The sequence below is a fragment of the Hydrogenophaga sp. genome (genome assembly GCF_048549895.1).
Lineage (GTDB): Bacteria > Pseudomonadota > Gammaproteobacteria > Burkholderiales > Burkholderiaceae_C > Hydrogenophaga.
Genome location: NZ_JBLYYB010000214.1, coordinates 37,871 through 55,064, shown reverse-complemented (window position 1 = coordinate 55,064; position 17,194 = coordinate 37,871). Strand labels below are relative to the sequence as shown.

Annotated in this window: 15 protein-coding genes; 13 read left to right on the top strand and 2 right to left on the bottom strand. The window is 66.5% G+C overall.

Annotated elements, in window-relative coordinates; all coding sequences use genetic code 11:
- Positions 1-29: 29 nt before the first annotated feature.
- The 3 genes from odhB (at position 30) to zapE (ending at position 4,007) form a co-directional block, all read left to right on the top strand.
- The gene (gene odhB, locus ACN4F8_RS20245; protein WP_419475216.1) at positions 30-1,289 is read left to right on the top strand and encodes a 2-oxoglutarate dehydrogenase complex dihydrolipoyllysine-residue succinyltransferase; all 1,260 of its coding nucleotides are present in this window, start codon (positions 30-32) and stop codon (positions 1,287-1,289) included.
- 173 nt (positions 1,290-1,462) lie between these two features.
- Positions 1,463-2,890, top strand: a complete 1,428-nt coding sequence (lpdA, locus tag ACN4F8_RS20240; RefSeq protein WP_419475215.1) for a dihydrolipoyl dehydrogenase — start codon at positions 1,463-1,465, stop codon at positions 2,888-2,890.
- A gap of 19 nt (positions 2,891-2,909) precedes the next feature.
- Positions 2,910-4,007, top strand: a complete 1,098-nt coding sequence (zapE, locus tag ACN4F8_RS20235) for a cell division protein ZapE (protein WP_419475214.1) — start codon at positions 2,910-2,912, stop codon at positions 4,005-4,007.
- A gap of 17 nt (positions 4,008-4,024) precedes the next feature.
- Here zapE and ACN4F8_RS20230 read toward each other — a convergent pair whose 3' ends face one another.
- Complete coding sequence (locus tag ACN4F8_RS20230; RefSeq protein ID WP_419475213.1) at positions 4,025-4,783, bottom strand: PP2C family protein-serine/threonine phosphatase; 759 nt, start codon at positions 4,781-4,783, stop codon at positions 4,025-4,027.
- Between the two features lie 52 nt (positions 4,784-4,835).
- Here ACN4F8_RS20230 and ACN4F8_RS20225 point away from each other — a divergent pair, with 52 nt between their 5' ends.
- On the top strand, positions 4,836-6,932 hold the full coding sequence (locus ACN4F8_RS20225) for an ATP-dependent DNA helicase (protein WP_419475212.1): 2,097 nt from the start codon (positions 4,836-4,838) through the stop codon (positions 6,930-6,932).
- Here the strand turns inward: ACN4F8_RS20225 and ACN4F8_RS20220 are convergent.
- Complete coding sequence (locus tag ACN4F8_RS20220; RefSeq protein WP_419475211.1) at positions 6,895-7,701, bottom strand: outer membrane protein assembly factor BamD; 807 nt, start codon at positions 7,699-7,701, stop codon at positions 6,895-6,897. The two genes, ACN4F8_RS20225 and ACN4F8_RS20220, sit on opposite strands and share 38 nt — an antisense overlap.
- 103 nt (positions 7,702-7,804) lie before the next feature.
- Between ACN4F8_RS20220 and ACN4F8_RS20215 the strand changes: the two genes are divergently transcribed.
- From ACN4F8_RS20215 to hisS, 9 genes are all read left to right on the top strand, one after another.
- Positions 7,805-8,788: an RluA family pseudouridine synthase gene (locus ACN4F8_RS20215; RefSeq protein ID WP_419475210.1), complete on the top strand. Its 984-nt coding sequence runs from the start codon at positions 7,805-7,807 to the stop codon at positions 8,786-8,788.
- A gap of 229 nt (positions 8,789-9,017) precedes the next feature.
- A complete protein-coding gene (gene scpB / locus ACN4F8_RS20210; RefSeq protein WP_419475209.1) occupies positions 9,018-9,746 on the top strand; it encodes an SMC-Scp complex subunit ScpB in 729 nt (242 codons plus the stop codon).
- Positions 9,712-11,046, top strand: a complete 1,335-nt coding sequence (locus ACN4F8_RS20205) for a pseudouridine synthase (RefSeq protein WP_419475208.1) — start codon at positions 9,712-9,714, stop codon at positions 11,044-11,046. Before scpB ends, ACN4F8_RS20205 begins: the two co-directional genes overlap by 35 nt.
- Before the next feature lie 116 nt (positions 11,047-11,162).
- Positions 11,163-11,588, top strand: a complete 426-nt coding sequence (gene ndk / locus ACN4F8_RS20200) for a nucleoside-diphosphate kinase (protein WP_056277714.1) — start codon at positions 11,163-11,165, stop codon at positions 11,586-11,588.
- A gap of 20 nt (positions 11,589-11,608) precedes the next feature.
- Positions 11,609-12,754 carry a 23S rRNA (adenine(2503)-C(2))-methyltransferase RlmN gene (gene rlmN, locus ACN4F8_RS20195; protein ID WP_419475207.1) on the top strand — a complete coding sequence of 382 codons (1,146 nt, stop codon included), beginning with the start codon at positions 11,609-11,611 and terminating at the stop codon, positions 12,752-12,754.
- Positions 12,751-13,587, top strand: coding sequence for a type IV pilus biogenesis/stability protein PilW (gene pilW, locus ACN4F8_RS20190; RefSeq protein WP_419475206.1), 837 nt, complete (start codon positions 12,751-12,753; stop codon positions 13,585-13,587). The genes rlmN and pilW overlap by 4 nt, the downstream gene beginning before the upstream one ends.
- Positions 13,580-14,512 (top strand): RodZ domain-containing protein, encoded by a 933-nt coding sequence (locus tag ACN4F8_RS20185; protein WP_419475205.1) that lies wholly within the window; start codon positions 13,580-13,582, stop codon positions 14,510-14,512. The genes pilW and ACN4F8_RS20185 overlap by 8 nt, the downstream gene beginning before the upstream one ends.
- Before the next feature lie 2 nt (positions 14,513-14,514).
- Complete coding sequence (gene ispG, locus ACN4F8_RS20180; RefSeq protein WP_419475204.1) at positions 14,515-15,810, top strand: flavodoxin-dependent (E)-4-hydroxy-3-methylbut-2-enyl-diphosphate synthase; 1,296 nt, start codon at positions 14,515-14,517, stop codon at positions 15,808-15,810.
- Between the two features lie 47 nt (positions 15,811-15,857).
- On the top strand, positions 15,858-17,171 hold the full coding sequence (gene hisS / locus ACN4F8_RS20175) for a histidine--tRNA ligase (protein ID WP_419475203.1): 1,314 nt from the start codon (positions 15,858-15,860) through the stop codon (positions 17,169-17,171).
- The last annotated feature ends 23 nt before the right edge of the window (positions 17,172-17,194 follow it).

Below are 17,194 nucleotides of genomic sequence, written 5' to 3'. Positions count from 1 at the left end.
GCAGTCCGAAACAAACAGGTAGAAGAAACATGGCAATCGTAGAAGTCAAAGTTCCGCAGCTCTCCGAATCGGTGGCCGAAGCCACCATGCTGCAGTGGAAGAAAAAAGTCGGTGACGCGGTGTCGGTCGACGAGATCCTGATCGAAATCGAGACCGACAAGGTCGTGCTCGAAGTGCCGGCTCCCTCGGCCGGCGTGCTGGTTGAAATCCTCCAGGCCGACGGCGCCACCGTGGCGGCCGAGCAGTTGATTGCGCGCATCGACACGGCCGCTGTGGCCGGTGCTCCCGCACCCGCCGCTGCAGCTGCGCCAGCTGCTGCTCCGGCGCCTGCCGCAGCAGCAGCAGCCGTCGCGTCCACCAGCAAAGCCGGCGTGGCCATGCCCGCCGCCGCCAAGCTCATGGCCGACAACAACCTGGCGTCGGGCTCGGTGCCCGGCACCGGCAAAGACGGCCGCGTGACCAAGGGCGACGTGTTGTCGGCCGTGGCCGCACCCAAGCCTGCCGCCGTGGCCGCGCCCGTGGCGATCCCGACCGGCGCACCCGCCAAGGTGCTGCCGCAGGTGCCCGTGGTCGCACCCGACCTGGGTGACCGCCCGCAAGAGCGCGTGCCCATGACCCGCCTGCGCGCCCGCGTGGCCGAGCGTCTGCTGCAGTCGCAGTCGACCAACGCCATCCTGACCACCTTCAACGAGATCAACATGGCCCCGGTCATGGAAATGCGCAAGAAGTTCCAGGAGAAGTTCGAGAAGGAACACGGCGTCAAGCTCGGCTTCATGAGCTTCTTCGTCAAGGCCGCGGTGCACGCGCTCAAGAAGTACCCCATCCTCAACGCCTCGGTGGACGGCAACGACATCGTGTACCACGGCTTCTTCGACATCGGCATCGCGGTGGGTTCGCCGCGCGGCCTGGTGGTGCCCATCCTGCGCAACGCCGACCAGATGAGCTTCGCCGACATCGAGAAGAAGATCGCCGAGTACGGCCAGAAAGCCAAGGACGGCAAGCTGGGCATCGACGAAATGACCGGGGGCACGTTCTCCATTTCCAACGGCGGCACCTTCGGCTCGATGATGTCCACCCCCATCATCAACCCGCCGCAGTCGGCCATCCTGGGCGTGCACGCCACCAAGGACCGCGCCATGGTGGAAAACGGCCAGGTCGTCGTTCGCCCCATGAACTACTTCGCCATGTCCTACGACCACCGCATCATCGACGGCCGCGAAGCCGTGCTGGGCCTGGTGGCCATGAAAGAGGCGCTGGAAGACCCGGCCCGTCTGCTCTTCGACATCTGAAGAGATCGGATTTACCCCCTTTCTTGCTCACTTCGTGTAGCCGAATCCCCCCTCAAGGGGGCAATCCCTGCGGCCCGGCAAAGCCGGTTCCGCGGGATTTCTGGAAGTTGTGGCGTCGCGTTCCTGTGATGACGTTCCTTCCGGGCTTTGAAGAACCTCATTGAAAGCACAACATGTCCCAAACATTTGACGTTGTCGTCATTGGCGGTGGCCCCGGTGGCTACATCGCCGCCATCCGCGCAGCCCAACTCGGTTTCAAGGTCGCCTGCATCGACGAGTGGAAAAACGCTGCCGGTGGCCCGGCCCCGGGCGGCACCTGCACCAACGTCGGTTGCATCCCGTCCAAGGCGCTGCTGCAGTCCTCGGAACACTTCGACCACGCCAACCACCACTTCGCCGACCACGGCATCACCGCGACCAACGTCAAGATCGACATCGCCAAGATGATCGGCCGCAAAGACACCGTGGTGAAACAGAACAACGACGGCATCCTGTACCTGTTCAAGAAGAACAAGATCAGCTTCTTCCACGGCCGGGGTTCGTTCGCCAAGGCGGTGGAAGCCGGCTACGAGATCCAGGTCACGGGTGCCAAGGAAGAGCTGCTGACCGCGCGCCAGATCATCGTGGCCACGGGCTCCAACGCACGCGCCTTGCCCGGCACGCCGTTCGACGAAGAGACGGTGCTGTCCAACGACGGCGCGCTGCGCCTGGGCGCCGTGCCCAAGAAGATGGTGTTGATCGGCTCCGGTGTGATCGGTCTGGAAATGGGGTCGGTCTGGCGCCGGCTGGGTTCCGACGTGACCATTCTCGAAGGCCTGCCCACGTTCCTGGGAGCGGTGGACGAGCAGATCGCCAAGGAAGCGAAGAAGGCTTTCGACAAACAAGGCCTGAAGATCGAGCTGGGCGTGAAGGTCGGCGAGATCAAGACGACCAAAAAAGGCGTGAGCGTGGCCTACACCAACGCCAAGGGCGAAGCCCAGTCGCTGGACGCCGACAAGCTCATCGTCTCCATCGGCCGTGTGCCCAACACCATCGGCCTCAACGTCGAAGCGGTGGGCCTGCAGCTCGACGAGCGCGGCGCCATCGTGGTCGACGCCGAGTGCCGCACCAACCTCAAGGGTGTGTGGGCGGTGGGCGACGTGGTGCGTGGCCCCATGCTCGCGCACAAGGCGGAAGAAGAGGGCGTGGCCGTGGCCGAGCGCATCGCCGGCCAGCACGGGCACGTGAACTTCAACACCATCCCTTGGGTGATCTACACCAGCCCCGAGATCGCGTGGGTGGGCGAGACCGAGCAGCAGCTCAAGGCGCGTGGCGCCGCGTACAAGGCCGGCACCTTCCCGTTCCTGGCCAACGGCCGCGCGCGTGCACTCGGCGACACCACCGGCATGGTCAAGTTCCTGGCCGACGCGGTGTCCGACGAGATCCTGGGCGTGCACATCGTCGGCCCGCAGGCCAGCGAGCTGATCGCCGAGGCCGTGGTGGCCATGGAGTTCAAGGCCAGTGCCGAAGACATCGCGCGCATCTGCCACGCGCACCCCTCGCTGTCGGAGGCGACGAAAGAAGCCGCGCTCGCGGTGGACAAGCGCACGCTGAACTTCTGAACGTGCACGGTCAACAGTTTTGAGCGTTCGCAGCACCTACGAAGCCGCACTCAAGGAGCGCGGCTACACCACCGACCCCGCCCAGCAGCGTGCCATTGACGCGCTGGAGCGGTGCGCCTCCGAATGGGCGGTGTACAAGCAGCGCCGCTCCAATTCCCTCAAGAAGCTCTTCATCAAGCCCGAGATTCCGCGCGGCGTGTACATGTTCGGAGGCGTGGGCCGGGGCAAGAGCTTCCTGATGGATTGCTTCTTCAACGCGGTGCCCTTGAAACGCAAGACGCGCCTGCACTTCCACGAGTTCATGCGCGAGGTGCACCGCGAATTGCGCGAACTGCAGGGCACGGTGAACCCGCTCGACGAGCTGGGCCTGCGCATCGCCAAGCGCTACAAGCTGATCTGCTTTGACGAGTTCCACGTGGCCGATGTGACCGACGCCATGATCCTGCACCGGCTGCTGGACGCCTTGTTCAAGGCCGGCGTGGGCTTCGTCACCACGTCCAACTTCCACCCCGACGGCCTGTACCCCGATGGCTTGCACCGCGACCGCATCCTGCCCGCCATCGAGTTGCTGAAAGAGCGGCTGGAGGTGCTGAGTGTGGACAACGGCACCGACTACCGCCAGCGCACGCTCAACCACATCGAGCTCTACCACTGCCCGCTGGGGCCAGAGGCCGATGCGTCGATGGAAGCCACGTTCAACGAACTGGCCGAGGCGGGTGACCAGGACCCGGTGATGCAGATCGAGTCGCGCCAGATCAGGGCCGTGCGTCGAGCCGGTGGTGTGATCTGGTTCGATTTCCGCACCCTGTGCGGCGGGCCGCGTTCGCAGAACGATTACCTGGAAATCGCCACCCAGTTCCACACGGTGATGCTGTCCAACGTGCCGCAGATGCAGGTGCGCCAGGCGTCGGAAGCACGGCGCTTCACGTGGTTGATCGACGTGCTCTACGACCGCCGCGTCAAGCTGGTGATGTCGGCGGCCGTCCAGCCCGATGAGCTCTATCTCGAAGGCCCGATGTCGCACGAATTCCCGCGCACGGTCTCGCGTTTGAGCGAGATGCAGTCCGAAGAATTTCTGGCGCTGGAGCACCGGGTGGTGGACACCGGTCTGACTTGACCGGTTGGGGCAAAGGACTAACTGAGGGGTTCCAGCTTCACGATCACGATCGACAGGTTGTCGCCGGCTCCTTTGGCCCTCGTGCGCGCCTTCTGAAGCAAAAACTCGCAAGCCTCGCGCGGCGACAGCATGGCGATGGTGCTCGCCAGCTCTTCGGGTGTGAAGTAGTGCCACACGCCGTCGCTGCACGCCATCAGCGCTTCGCCGGGGGTGAGCTGCGGCACCACATGCAGGTCCACCGGCGGGTCGTTTTCGGTGCCCAGGCAACCCATGAGGATGTTGGCGTGCGGGTGGTCCAGCGCGTCCTGCTCGCTGAGCTCGCCCTGGTTGACCAGGGTCTGCACATACGAATGGTCCATGGTCCGGAATACCATGCGGCCGTTGCGGAAGTGGTAAACCCGCGAATCACCGGCGTGCACCCAGTGGCTCTCGCCGTCGGGGTCGATCAGGAAGGCGGCGATGGTGCTGTGTGGTTCCTGCTCGGCCGACACGGCGGTGAGCTTGATCACCAGGTGCGACTCTTCCACGATCTGGCGCAGCAGAGCAGACGCGTCGTCGGTTTCCGGGTCGTAGCGCTCGAACAGCTGGCGTGCCGTGAGCATCACTTGATCTGACGCCTTGCGACCCCCGCTGCGCCCGCCCATGCCGTCGGCCAGCACGGCCAGCATGCAGCTGCTGTGGCGCGGGTGGTTCAGCAGGCACACCTGGTCTTGCTGGTAGTCGCGGTCACCCCGGTGGATGCCGGTGGACGCCTGGATGCGGTAGCCTTTGGACATATGAATCAATCGTTGTTCGGGTGCCGTTCGTTGCACGCAATGGTATCCAGTTATGTTCCTGCGGTACCCCACCGCCCGTGCGCCTTTGCACGCCGCTGGCGTGGTTGATCTGGTCCAGGGCGTGGCGGCTGCCTTTGCCGCAGACGGCCCTCTCTCGGCGTCGCGCCCCGGCCTTCGTCCCCGGCCGGGACAGCTGGACATGGCGCTGGCCGTGGCGCAGGCCTTGCAGTCGGGCGAGCACCTCGCGGTGGAAGCTGGCACCGGTGTGGGCAAGACCTTTGCCTACCTCGTGCCGGTGCTGCTGAGCGGGCAGCGCGCGCTGCTGTCCACGGCCACACAAGCCCTGCAAGACCAATTGTTCACGCGCGACATTCCGGCCGTGTCGCGCGCGCTGGGCCTGCCGGTGCGCGCGGCCCTGCTCAAGGGGCGATCCAGCTACCTGTGCCTGCACCGGCTGGAGCTGGCCAGAACGGTGGGGTCGTCCGCGCAGCGCGACCCGGCGGTGGCCGCCGGGCTGGAACAGGTGCAGCGCTGGGCGCGCCTCACCCGCAGCGGCGACGTGGGTGAGCTGGACGGCCTGGACGAACGCTCGCCGCTGCGCCCCCTGATCACGTCCACCCGCCACAACTGCGTGGGCACCACGTGTCCGCAGGCTGCGCAATGCCTCGTCAACCTGGCCCGCCGCCAGGCGCGCGAAGCCGACTGGGTGGTGATCAACCACCACCTCTTTTTTGCCGACGAGGTCATTCGCGAAACCGAAGCCGTGGACTGGCTGCCCGAGACCGGCGTGGTGGTGCTGGACGAAGCGCACCAGCTCAACGACACCGGCGTGCAGCTGTTGTCGCAGTCCGTCACCTCGGACCATTTGCATGATCTCGCGCGTGAACTCGGTGTGCTGGGCAACGCCCGTGCCCGCGGACTGCGGCCCTGGGCGCACCTAGCCCTCTGTCTGGAGCAAGCCTGCCGTGCCGTGGGCTCGCTGGCCCGCGAGGCGGGCACCCAAAGCCGCAGCGCGTGGGCCGACGCCACACCCGATGGCCTGGACCCGGCCGCCTGGCTGCGGGCGGTCACTGGCCTTGACCAGGCGTTGACGGCCGCGCTGGAGGCGGTGTCGGCCACCGCGCAGAGCGCTGCCGAACTCGCACGCCTGCTCGACCGCATCAAGGCGCTGCAAAGCACCTGGAGCCACTTGGCGCCGGGCGGCGCAAGCCCCATGGACGCCACCAGCGTGCGCTGGATGGAGTGGGGCGCCGAGCGCTCCTGGCGCATGGTGCGCGCGCCGCTGGATAGCGCCTCCCGCTTCAGCCGCCTGGTGCAGGACGCCGAGCCGGGCGCCCGAAGCTGGATCTTTGCCTCGGCCACGCTCGGCCACGACGACACACTGGGCTGGTTCACCCGCGGCCTGGGGCTGGCCGACCACCCCACGGTGCGCACCCTGCGGGTGGCCAGTCCGTTCGACCATGGCGAGCAAGCATCGCTCCATGTGCCGCACGACCTGCCCGAGCCGTCAGACGCCGCGCACACACCGGAACTGGCGGCGCGGGTGGCGCAGTGGGCTACCCGACTCGGGGGTCGCACCCTGGTGCTCACCACCACATTGCGCGCGGTGGCTCGCATGGCCGAGGCTCTGAACGAACAGGTGCTGCAGGGCCGTTGTGCACCGATGCTGGTGCTGGCCCAGGGGCGCATGTCGCGTGCAGCGCTGCTGGCAAGGTTCAGGGCGGCCGCGTCAACGCCGAACGGCGCCGTCCTGGTGGCCTCGGCGTCGTTCTGGGAAGGGGTGGACCTGGCCGGTGACGCGCTGCAACTGCTCGTGATCGACAAGCTGCCGTTTCCGTCGCCCGACGATCCCTTGACCGCTGCGCGCGCCGCGCGCCTGGAAGCGCAGGGTTTGAACGCGTTTGGCGATGGCTACCTGCCCGAGGCCGCCATGGCCTTGAAGCAGGGTGCAGGCCGTTTGATTCGAACCGAAACCGACAGCGGTGTGCTGGTGATCGGCGACCGCCGCCTGCTCACCCGCAGCTACGGCCTTGCGTTGCTGGCCAGCCTGCCACCCATGCGCCGTGTGGTGGACGAGGCAGACATGAGCGCAGCGCTGGACGCGCTGGTGCTCACCAGATCTTCCACCAGGGATCGTCCTTGCTCTTGAAGCCCTGGCTCAAGTACTCACTCCGGGGGTAGTTGGTCTGCATCACCCGGCGCGCGTCGTCGCGCAACTGGGTCATGCCCAGTGCGTCGTAGGAACGCACCATGATGAACAAGGCTTCTTCCAGCGCGGGCGCGTCGGTGTACTCGTTCAACGCGGTCTGCGCGCGGTTGATGGCCGCCACATGTGCGCCGCGGCTGAGGTAGTAGCGGGCCACATGCACTTCGTACTGCGCCAGCGAGTTCACGATGTAGGTCATGCGCAGGCGGGCGTCGGGTGTGTAGCGCGAGTCGGGGAAGCGGGTGCTGAGCTCGCGGAACGCTTCAAACGATTCCTTGGCGGCCTTCTGGTCGCGCTCGGACAGGTCCTGGCGCGCAATGGCGCCGAACAGGCCGAGGTTGTCGTTGAAGTTCACCAGGCCTTTGAGGTAGAGCGCGTAGTCCATGGCCGGGCTGGCCGGGTGGAGCTTCTGGAAGCGGTCGATGGCGGCCAGCGCCTGGGCCGGCTCGCTGGCCTTGTAGTGGGTGTAGGCCTTGTCGAGCTGGGCCTGCTGCGCCAGCGGTGTGCCGGCGGCGCGGCCTTCGAGCTTTTCGAGCAAGGTCACCGAGCGCTCGTAGTTGCCGGCCGAGCGCTCTTCAGTGGCTTCGCTGTAGATCCGGTTGGGGCTCCAGTTGGCGGTTTCGTCCACAGGCTTGGTGCTGCCGCAGGCGCTGAGGGTGAGCGCGGCGCCCAGTGCACAAGCGGTCAGAGCCGATAATCTCAACGTCAACATAACAAACTCACCTTCACAACGGACCGACGGATTGAAAGCGCAAAGTATATCGACGGGGGGGGCGTCGGACGGTCTGCCACCAGACACGGCCCAAGACGCAGCAATGGCTACAGACGAATGGGCGCTGGAGGTGGAAAAGCGCATCTGTGCGGTGCCGGTCGACATGCACGGCTGGCGCATCGACCGCGCGCTGGCCCAGCTGATTCCCGAATTCTCCCGCTCCTACCTGCAGCAGCTCTTGACTGAGGGTGCCGTGGAAGTGCGCGGCGTGGCCCAGAGCAAAGCGTCGGCACGCATCGCGGCCGGTGACCAACTGCACGTGGAGCTGCGGCCCACCCAGCAAGCCCAGGCCTTCGTGCCCGAGGCCATGACCCTGGACGTGGTGTTTGAAGACGCTGACCTGCTCGTCATCCACAAACCCGCCGGCCTGGTGGTGCACCCCGCCGCTGGCAACTGGACCGGCACCTTGCTCAACGGCCTGCTGGCCCACCACGTGGGTGCAGCCAGCCTGCCGCGCGCGGGCATCGTGCACCGGCTCGACAAGGACACCTCGGGCCTCATGCTGGTGGGCAAAAGCCGCCAGGCCGTGGAAGCGCTGGTGCGCGCCATCGCGGCGCGCGAGGTCAGCCGCCAATACCTGGCATTGGCCCATGGCCGCTGGAAGGGGCTGGGCGACCAGCACGTGGATCAACCCATCGGGCGCGACGTGCACAACCGCCTGCGCATGGCGGTGGTGCGGGTCGAAGGCGGCAGCAGCAAGACCGCGCAGACCAGCTTTCGCCTGCTCGACACCAGCGACCAGGCCAGCCTGGTGGCCTGCAAGCTGCACACCGGGCGCACCCACCAGATCCGGGTGCACATGGCCTGGCTCGGTCATCCGCTGGTGGGCGACACGCTGTACGGCGGGCGCGCGCTGTGGGGCATGGCCCGGCAATCGCTGCACGCGGCGCGCCTGGAGCTCAAGCACCCCATCAGCGGCCAGCCCTTGTTGTTTCGCTCCACGCCGCCGGCGGACGTGCTGCTGGCGCTCGAATCCAGCGGGCTCCATTACAATGCGCAGAGCTGGGACAGCGAACCGGCGGCCTGAAGCAGCACCACCCGACGCGGGTGGCTTGCACAACACCCTTCACCCCGACCTTCGCCCGGCCACCCGATTTCAACGCCCGACCCAGAGCCCGTGCCCGGGTTTTGCAGGATCCAGCCGATTCGCCCCGACCCGACGGTCGCGCCCGCATGCCGCATGGCCCGCGGCTCAACCGCACCGTTCGCCTTTCGCACCGTCCCGGCCACCCACCGGTTTTTGACTGACAGACACCATGAACACAACGGATGCCAAGCGTGTCCTCGAGACGGCATTGATCTGCGCGCCCCAGCCGCTGTCGGTGCGTGAGCTCGGCACGCTGTTCGACATGGAAGTGTCGGCCGACACGCTCAAGACCCTGCTGGCCGACCTGCAGCTCGAATGGACCGGGCGCGGCGTGGAGCTGGTGCAGGTGGCCACGGGTTGGCGCTTCCAGAGCCGACCCGAACTGCGGCCCTACCTGGACCGCCTGCACCCCGAAAAGCCGCCGCGTTACAGCCGCGCCGCCATGGAGACGCTGGCCATCATTGCCTACCGCCAGCCGGTCACGCGCGGCGACATGGAGGACATCCGCGGTGTCACCATCAATTCGCTGATCATCAAACAGCTCGAAGACCGGGGCTGGATCGAAGTTATTGGTCACCGCGAAACCGTGGGCCGTCCGGCCCTGTTTGCGACCACGCGCCAGTTTCTGGACGACCTGGGTCTGGCTTCGCTGGACCGCTTGCCGCCGCTGGACGGCAGCGAGGTGCAGGAGTCCGCGCTGGACCGCCTCGACTTCGAATCCCTGGCCAACAGCCTGCCGTCCGATCCCGCCGATCTGGACGCACCCGAATCAGACCTGCTCGTGATGGCCGATCCCGTGGCCACCGACCCGATTTCCCCGCCCTCCGACCCGCAGTTGTTGGAACCGTCCACCCAGGAAGACCATGACCCCGGATCAAACCCCACCCAACCCACCTGAGCTCGACCCCACCGCCGAGGTGCCCGCGGCTCAGCCCCCGGCAGCGCAGCCCCACCCGGAGCCCGCGCCCGAGGTGCTGCGGTTCGACGACGTGGTCAGCGGTGCCTTCGACGCCGAGCAGGAGCAAGACCTTCCGCTGCCCGCCAAGCGCGTGCTGGCGCCCCAGGCCGAATCGCCCAAACTGCACAAGGTGCTGGCGCAGGCCGGCATGGGTTCGCGGCTGGAGATGGAGCAACTGATCCTGGAGGGCCGCATCTCGGTCAATGGCGAGCCGGCCCATGTGGGCCAGCGCATCCAGTTTGGCGATGTGATCAAGGTCAACGGCAAGCCGGTGCGTGTGCGCATGACGCCGCCACCACCCCGCGTGCTGGCCTATCACAAGCCTGCGGGCGAAGTGGTGTCGCACGACGACCCGCAAAACCGCCCCACCGTGTTTCGCCGACTGCCCAAGCTGATGCAGGGCAAGTGGCAGTCGGTCGGCCGGCTCGATCTGAACACCGAAGGCCTATTGCTGCTCACCAGCTCGGGTGAGCTGGCCAACCGCCTGATGCACCCGCGTTTTGGCCTGCAGCGCGAATACGCCGTGCGGGTGCTCGGCGCGTTGTCGAACGACGAGAAGGCGCGCCTGCTCGACGGCGTGCGCCTGGACGACGGCATGGCCCAGTTCGCCTCCATCGAAGACGGCGGTGGCGAGGGCGCCAACTGCTGGTACCGCGTGACCATTGGTGAAGGGCGCAACCGCGAGGTGCGCCGCATGTTCGAAGCCGTGGGCCACGCGGTCAGCCGCCTGATCCGCATCCGCTACGGCGCCATGATGCTGCCGCGCGGCCTCAAGCGCGGCGCCTGGATCGAGCTCGACGAGCGCGACATCGCGCGCCTGACGGCTGCGGCCGGCATGCCCGGGGCAGACGAGGAGGGTGCCCGCCCACCCCGTCCGGGTGGCCGCCATCCGGCGCAGCGCGGAAAACAAGGCCCCCGATCGGGCCGCACGCAAGGCAAACCACCGGGCAGCCGCGGCGAGAGTCCTGGCTTTGGCGACCGGCGCAGCAGCGGCTACGGCATGGGCGGAGCACCCACCGGCCCCGGTGGCAAAGGCCGGGGCGCCAAGCCCGGCACCAGCACGGGTGGTCGCGGGCCGGGCGGCGGAGCGTCGCAGCCCGACCCCATGAAGACCTCGTTTGGCTACATCGGGCAGGACGCCCTGCAACGCCGGCGCGAGCAGGAGGCCGGTCGTGGCAGTGCACCCGGCGGTGCACGCCGCCGCGGTGGCGGTGGCGGCGGTCGCACCGGTGGGCGTTGAGCCCGTTCGGGTCATGCCCGGGCGTCACGGCGGCGTGACACGGGCAATGTAGAATCATGGGCTTTTCGAGGTGCCCCAAACCTCGGCAAATTGACCCACAAAACTTCAGGATTTCCATGGCCATCGAACGCACCCTCTCCATCATCAAGCCCGACGCCGTTGCCAAAAACGTGATCGGCCAGATCTACGCCCGTTTTGAAGCCGCTGGCCTGAAGGTCGTGGCTGCCCGCATGGCCCACCTGTCGCGCGGCGAAGCCGAAGCGTTCTACGCCGTGCACAAGGCCCGTCCCTTCTTCAAGGACCTGGTCGACTTCATGATCTCCGGCCCCGTGATGATCCAGGCCTTGGAGGGCGAAGGCGCGATTGCCAAGAACCGCGACCTGATGGGTGCCACCGACCCGAAGAAAGCCGACGCCGGCACGATCCGCGCCGACTTCGCCGACAGCATCGACGCCAACGCCGTGCACGGCTCGGACGCACCCGAGACCGCTGCCGCTGAAATCGCGTTCTTTTTCGCCGGCCTCAACGTCTACTCGCGCTGAGCCAGCGCGCTGACCATGCCATGACGGCCAACCTGCTCGACTTCGATCTTGAGGGTTTGGCCGCCTGGTGCGAGCAGCTGGGCGAAAAGCGCTTTCGCGCCGTCCAGCTGTTTCGCTGGATCCATCAAAAAGGGGCGTCGGACTTCACCGAGATGACCGACCTCGCGCGCAGCCTGCGCGAGAAGCTCCCCGGTGCCTGCACCATCACCGGCCTGCCGGTGCTTTCGCGCCAGGACTCGGCGGACGGCACCATCAAGTGGCTGTTCGATGTGGGCGGTGGCAACGCGGTGGAAACCGTGTTCATTCCCGAAGAAGACCGTGGCACCTTGTGCATCTCGTCGCAGGCGGGTTGTGCGGTGGGCTGCCGTTTCTGTTCCACCGGCCACCAGGGGTTCTCGCGCAACCTCACCACCGGCGAGATCCTTGCCCAGCTGTGGCAGGCCGAGTTCTTTCTGCGCAAGCACCTCAAACGCAACGAACGCGTGATCACCAACGTGGTGATGATGGGCATGGGCGAGCCCTTGCAGAACTACAACGCGCTGGTACCGGCGCTGCGCGTGATGTTGGACGACCATGGTTACGGCCTGTCGCGGCGCCGCGTCACGGTGTCCACCTCGGGCGTGGTGCCCATGATGGACCGCCTCGCGCAAGACTGCCCGGTGGCGCTGGCCGTGTCGCTGCACGCACCCACTGATGCCCTGCGCAGCGACTTGGTGCCGCTCAACCTCAAGTACCCGATTGCCGAGCTGCTCGACGCCTGCCTGCGTTATTTGCCCGCAGCACCGCGCGACTTCATCACGTTCGAGTACTGCATGCTCGACGGCGTGAACGACCAGCCGCACCACGCGCAGGAGCTGCTGACCTTGGTAAGGGGCCACGCGGGTCGTGGCGTGCCGTGCAAGATCAACCTCATTCCTTTCAACCCGTTTCCTGGCTCTGGCCTGCTGTGTTCGCCGCGGCCGGTGGTGCAGCAGTTCGCCCGCATCCTCAGCGAGGGTGGTTTGGTGACAACGGTGCGCAAGACGCGGGGCGATGACATTGACGCGGCCTGTGGTCAACTGGCCGGCGACGTGCTCGACCGCACCAACGCCGCCAGCCGACTGGCCAAGCGCCGCAGCGCCACCGAGCATCCCATCCGCATCGTTCACAAGCAAAGGCAGGCATGACTTCAGCCACTCGATTCCCAGCCCGGTTTTCAGGCGCCAAGGTGGGGTTGCTGGCGTTCATGTTGGTTTGTCTGGCATTTCTGGCCGGTTGCGCCCAGCCTGGGGCAGCGCCGACGGCTGCGTCCATGCAGGAGCCCATCACCGATTCCGATGAGCCCGAAGTTCGCAAGCGCGCACGCATCCGCATCGAGCTTGCGGCGGGTTACTTTGCCGAAGGGCAAACCACGGTGGCGCTCGATGAAATCAAGCTCGCCCTGCAGGCCGACCCGACCTACGCTCCGGCCTATGCATTGCGCGGTCTGGTCTACATGCAACTGAACAACAGCGCACTGGCCGAAGAGAGTTTCAAGCGCGCGATACAGCTCAACCCGCGCGACCCGGACGCCTTGCACAACTACGGCTGGTTCGAATGCCAGGCCGGGCGTTATGCGCAGTCCACCGATCTGTTCCGGCGTGCGTTGGCCAGTCCGGTGTACGGTGGTCAGGCGCGGACCTTGTTGGCCATGGGCATTTGCCAGATCCGTGCTGGCCAGTTGGCCGAGGCCGAAGCCAGTCTGGCGCGCTCATACGAGCTCGACGCGGGTAACCCGATCGTGGCCTACAACCTCGCTTCGCTGCAGTTTCGTCGCGGCGAGGCCAGCAAGGCGCAGTTCACCATTCGCAGGCTCAACAACACCGATCTGGCGAACGCCGAAACCCTCTGGTTGGGCATCAAGGTGGAGCGCCAGTTGCAGAACACCCAGGCGATGACGCAGCTCGCCCAGCAACTGGGTCGGCGCTACCCGGAATCTGCCCAGTGGGCCAACTACCAGCGCGGGGCCTTCAATGAGTGAGGCAGTCGCACAGCAGGGCAGCGGCGCGTCCGCAGAGACCGTTTTGCGGCCCGTCCGCCTGAAAGAAGCCCGCGAAGCGGCCGGCCTGCACATTGCCGCGCTGGCGGCTGCTTTGAAAGTGCCGGTCAAGAAGCTGGAGGCGCTTGAAGCCGGGCGTTACAGCGAGCTGCCCGACCTCACCTTTGCCAGAGCGCTGGCGTCCAGCGCGTGTCGGCAACTCAAGGTCGATCCGGCGCCGATCCTGCAGCAGATTCCGCAGAGCGCGTCGCCCAAACTCGGCCATCCGGGGCACGCTCTCAACGCACCGTTCAATCCGGGTCACGACGAAGCGCCCTTCAACCCTTTGAGCTGGTTGTCGCGCCCGGCATTGCTGGCGGCCATTGCGCTGCTGTTGGGTGCGCTGGTGATTGTTTTCCTTCCGCAGGCTGAAAGCCCGCCTGTTGCTGCCGCACCTGCAGCCGCCACGGTTTCCGAGCCGATGCCAGCCTCATTGCCCGCAGTTCCACTGGAGTCCGTGACTCCGGTCCAGCAGGACACTGCGGCTGCCGTCCCACCGCTCGTGGCCGATCCGGCAGCGGTGCCCGGTGGCACCACGATCGCTCCCGCAGAGCCTTCAACATCTCCGCCAGCACCCGTGGCTGATGCCGGTTCCGCGGCGACAACGGAGCCCGTCCCGGCTCAAAAACCGGGCAGCCTGTTGAGCATCGCCGCCACCGGTGAATCCTGGGTTGAAGTCATCAACGGTTCAGGCGTGGTGGTGGTCAAGCGGCTGATGCAGTCGGGCGATGTGATCGAATTTTCCGCTGCGCCGCCCTACACCGTGGTGCTGGGCAAGGCCGACGCCGCACAGGTGAGTGTGCGGGGAAAGTCGTTCGACACATCACCGTTCGCCCGCAACAACGTGGCCCGATTCGAGGTGAAATGAGCATGGACACAACGTCCCGATCTTCTCTTTTGTTGCCGGCCTCGGCTGATCAACCGATTGCCCTGGCTGCGGTGCGTGGGCGCCGTACCCGGCAAGGTGTCGTTGCCTGGGGCAGCCACCGCGTGACGGTGGGCGGCGACGCGCCCGTTCGCGTGCAGTCCATGACCAACACAGACACTGCTGACGCGGTGGGCACGGCGATCCAGGTGAAAGAGCTTGCTCTCGCGGGCTCGGAGCTGGTGCGCATCACGGTCAACAACGATGAGGCCGCCAAGGCCGTGCCTTACATCCGCGAGCAGCTCGATCGCATGGGCATCAACGTGCCCCTGATCGGCGACTTCCATTACAACGGCCACCGCCTGCTGGCAGACCACCCGGCCTGCGCCGAAGCTCTCTCCAAATACCGCATCAACCCCGGCAACGTGGGCCGTGGTGACAAGGGCGACCGTCAGTTCGCACAGATGGTGGAAATTGCCGCGCGCCACGACAAGGCCATCCGCATCGGCGTGAACTGGGGCAGTCTTGACCAGGACCTGCTGGCCCGCCTGATGGACGAGAACGCTGGCCGTGCCCGGCCTTGGGAAGCCCGTCAGGTGATGTACGAAGCGCTGATCACTTCCGCACTTGAATCCGCCAAGCGGGCCGAAGAGATCGGCCTCAACGGCAACAACATCGTTCTTTCGTGCAAGGTCAGCGCAGTACAAGACCTGATCGCGGTGTACCAGGCGCTGGCCCAGCGCTGCGACTACGCCTTGCACCTGGGGCTGACGGAAGCCGGCATGGGCACCAAGGGTGCGGTGGCCTCCACCGCCGCGCTCTCGGTGCTGCTGCAGCAGGGCATTGGCGACACCATCCGCATCTCGCTCACGCCGCAGCCGGGCGAAGCCCGTACGCAAGAGGTGGTGATTGCGCTGGAGATCCTGCAGGCTCTGGGCATGCGTGCGTTCGTGCCCTCGGTCACCGCCTGCCCGGGCTGTGGCCGCACCACCAGCACCACCTTCCAGGAACTGGCCAAGCAGATCGACGACTACCTGCGCAGTTCCATGTCGGTCTGGCGTGAGCGCTACCCAGGCGTTGAGAACCTCAAGGTGGCGGTGATGGGTTGCATCGTCAATGGCCCGGGTGAGAGCAAACACGCCGACATCGGCATCAGCCTGCCCGGCACCGGCGAGGCGCCGGCGGCCCCCGTCTTCATCGACGGACAAAAAGCAATGACCTTGCGCGGCGACGACATCGTGCGCGAGTTTCAGGTGATCGTGGACAACTACATCGAGAAAAAGTTTGGCGTCACCGCTTGAGGCCGGGCGCTTGCCCGGCTTCCGCTGACCGCACAGGCTTGCAGCACATGGCAGAAAAACTGACCGCCGTCAAAGGCATGAACGACATCGCTCCTCCTGCGTCCGCGCACTGGGAGTGGCTCGAAGAAACCCTGCGCACGCTGATGCGCCGCTATGGCTACCGCAACCTGCGCACGCCCATCGTGGAGCCCACGGCGTTGTTTGTGCGCGGCCTGGGCGAGGTGACCGACATCGTCGAGAAGGAGATGTACTCCTTTGAAGACCGGCTCAACGGCGAGCAGCTCACGCTGCGCCCGGAGAACACGGCCGGTGTGGTGCGCGCCGCGCTTGAACATTCGCTGCTGTACGACGGCGGCAAGCGCCTGTACTACATGGGCCCGATGTTCCGCCACGAGCGCCCGCAGCGTGGTCGCTACCGCCAGTTCCACCAGTTCGGCGCCGAGGCCCTGGGTTTTGCCGGCCCCGACGTGGACGCCGAGCTGATCGTGCTGGCCTGCGACCTCTGGGCCGAGCTCGGTCTCAGCGGCATCGAACTCGAAATCAACAGCCTGGGCCAGCCCCCGGAGCGGTTGGCGCACCGCCAGGCCCTCATCAGCTACCTGGAAGCCCACGCCGACCAGCTGGACGAAGAGGCCAAGCGCCGCCTGCACAGCAACCCGCTGCGCATCCTGGACACCAAGAACCCGGCCATGCAGGCGTTGGTGAACGCCGCGCCGCGCCTGATGGACCACCTGGGCGCCGAGTCGCTGGAGCACTTCAACCGCCTGCGCGGGCTGCTCGATGCGCACGGCATCCAGTACCGCATCAACCCGCGCCTGGTGCGCGGCATGGACTACTACAACCTCTCGGTGTTCGAGTTCGTCACCACGCAACTGGGCTCGCAAGGCACGGTGTGCGCCGGTGGCCGCTACGACGGCCTGTTCGAACAGATCGGCGGCAAGGCCGCACCCGCCGTGGGCTGGGCCCTGGGCATGGAGCGCATCCTTGAATTGCTGAAAGAGCAGGGCAAACTGCCCGAGCAGCCCGTGCCCGATGCCTACGCGGTGGTGCCCGACGCGGCCCACGTGCCGCAGGTCATGCCGGTTCTGCGAGCTCTGCGCCAGCACGGCGTGAACGTGCAGATGCACGCGGGCGGTGCCGATGGCATGGGCAGCATGAAGTCGCAGTTCAAGAAAGCCGACGCCAGCGGCGCGCGCTTTGCCCTGATTTTTGGCGAGCAGGAGCTGCAGCAGGGCAACGTGGCTGTGAAGCCGCTGCGCGGACCGCGGCCAGACGGCGAAGCGCCTCACCCGGAGGCCACCCAGAGGCTCTTGCCTCTCAACGGTGTGCCCGCTTGGGCGGCGAGCTTGCGCAGCGCCTGATTTCGTCTCATCTCCTGCGGTGT

Bases quoted from the DNA above. Each gene is read 5' to 3' on its own strand.
- ACN4F8_RS20220 (WP_419475211.1), bottom strand. From the start codon at position 7,701: ATGTTGACGTTGAGATTATCGGCTCTGACCGCTTGTGCACTGGGCGCC.
- ACN4F8_RS20225 (WP_419475212.1), top strand. From the start codon at position 4,836: ATGTTCCTGCGGTACCCCACCGCCCGTGCGCCTTTGCACGCCGCTGGC.
- ACN4F8_RS20215 (WP_419475210.1), top strand. From the start codon at position 7,805: ATGGCTACAGACGAATGGGCGCTGGAGGTGGAAAAGCGCATCTGTGCG.
- rlmN (WP_419475207.1), top strand. From the start codon at position 11,609: ATGACGGCCAACCTGCTCGACTTCGATCTTGAGGGTTTGGCCGCCTGG.
- scpB (WP_419475209.1), top strand. From the start codon at position 9,018: ATGAACACAACGGATGCCAAGCGTGTCCTCGAGACGGCATTGATCTGC.
- ACN4F8_RS20185 (WP_419475205.1), top strand. From the start codon at position 13,580: ATGAGTGAGGCAGTCGCACAGCAGGGCAGCGGCGCGTCCGCAGAGACC.
- ACN4F8_RS20205 (WP_419475208.1), top strand. From the start codon at position 9,712: ATGACCCCGGATCAAACCCCACCCAACCCACCTGAGCTCGACCCCACC.
- odhB (WP_419475216.1), top strand. From the start codon at position 30: ATGGCAATCGTAGAAGTCAAAGTTCCGCAGCTCTCCGAATCGGTGGCC.
- pilW (WP_419475206.1), top strand. From the start codon at position 12,751: ATGACTTCAGCCACTCGATTCCCAGCCCGGTTTTCAGGCGCCAAGGTG.
- hisS (WP_419475203.1), top strand. From the start codon at position 15,858: ATGGCAGAAAAACTGACCGCCGTCAAAGGCATGAACGACATCGCTCCT.
- ispG (WP_419475204.1), top strand. From the start codon at position 14,515: ATGGACACAACGTCCCGATCTTCTCTTTTGTTGCCGGCCTCGGCTGAT.
- ndk (WP_056277714.1), top strand. From the start codon at position 11,163: ATGGCCATCGAACGCACCCTCTCCATCATCAAGCCCGACGCCGTTGCC.
- lpdA (WP_419475215.1), top strand. From the start codon at position 1,463: ATGTCCCAAACATTTGACGTTGTCGTCATTGGCGGTGGCCCCGGTGGC.
- ACN4F8_RS20230 (WP_419475213.1), bottom strand. From the start codon at position 4,783: ATGTCCAAAGGCTACCGCATCCAGGCGTCCACCGGCATCCACCGGGGT.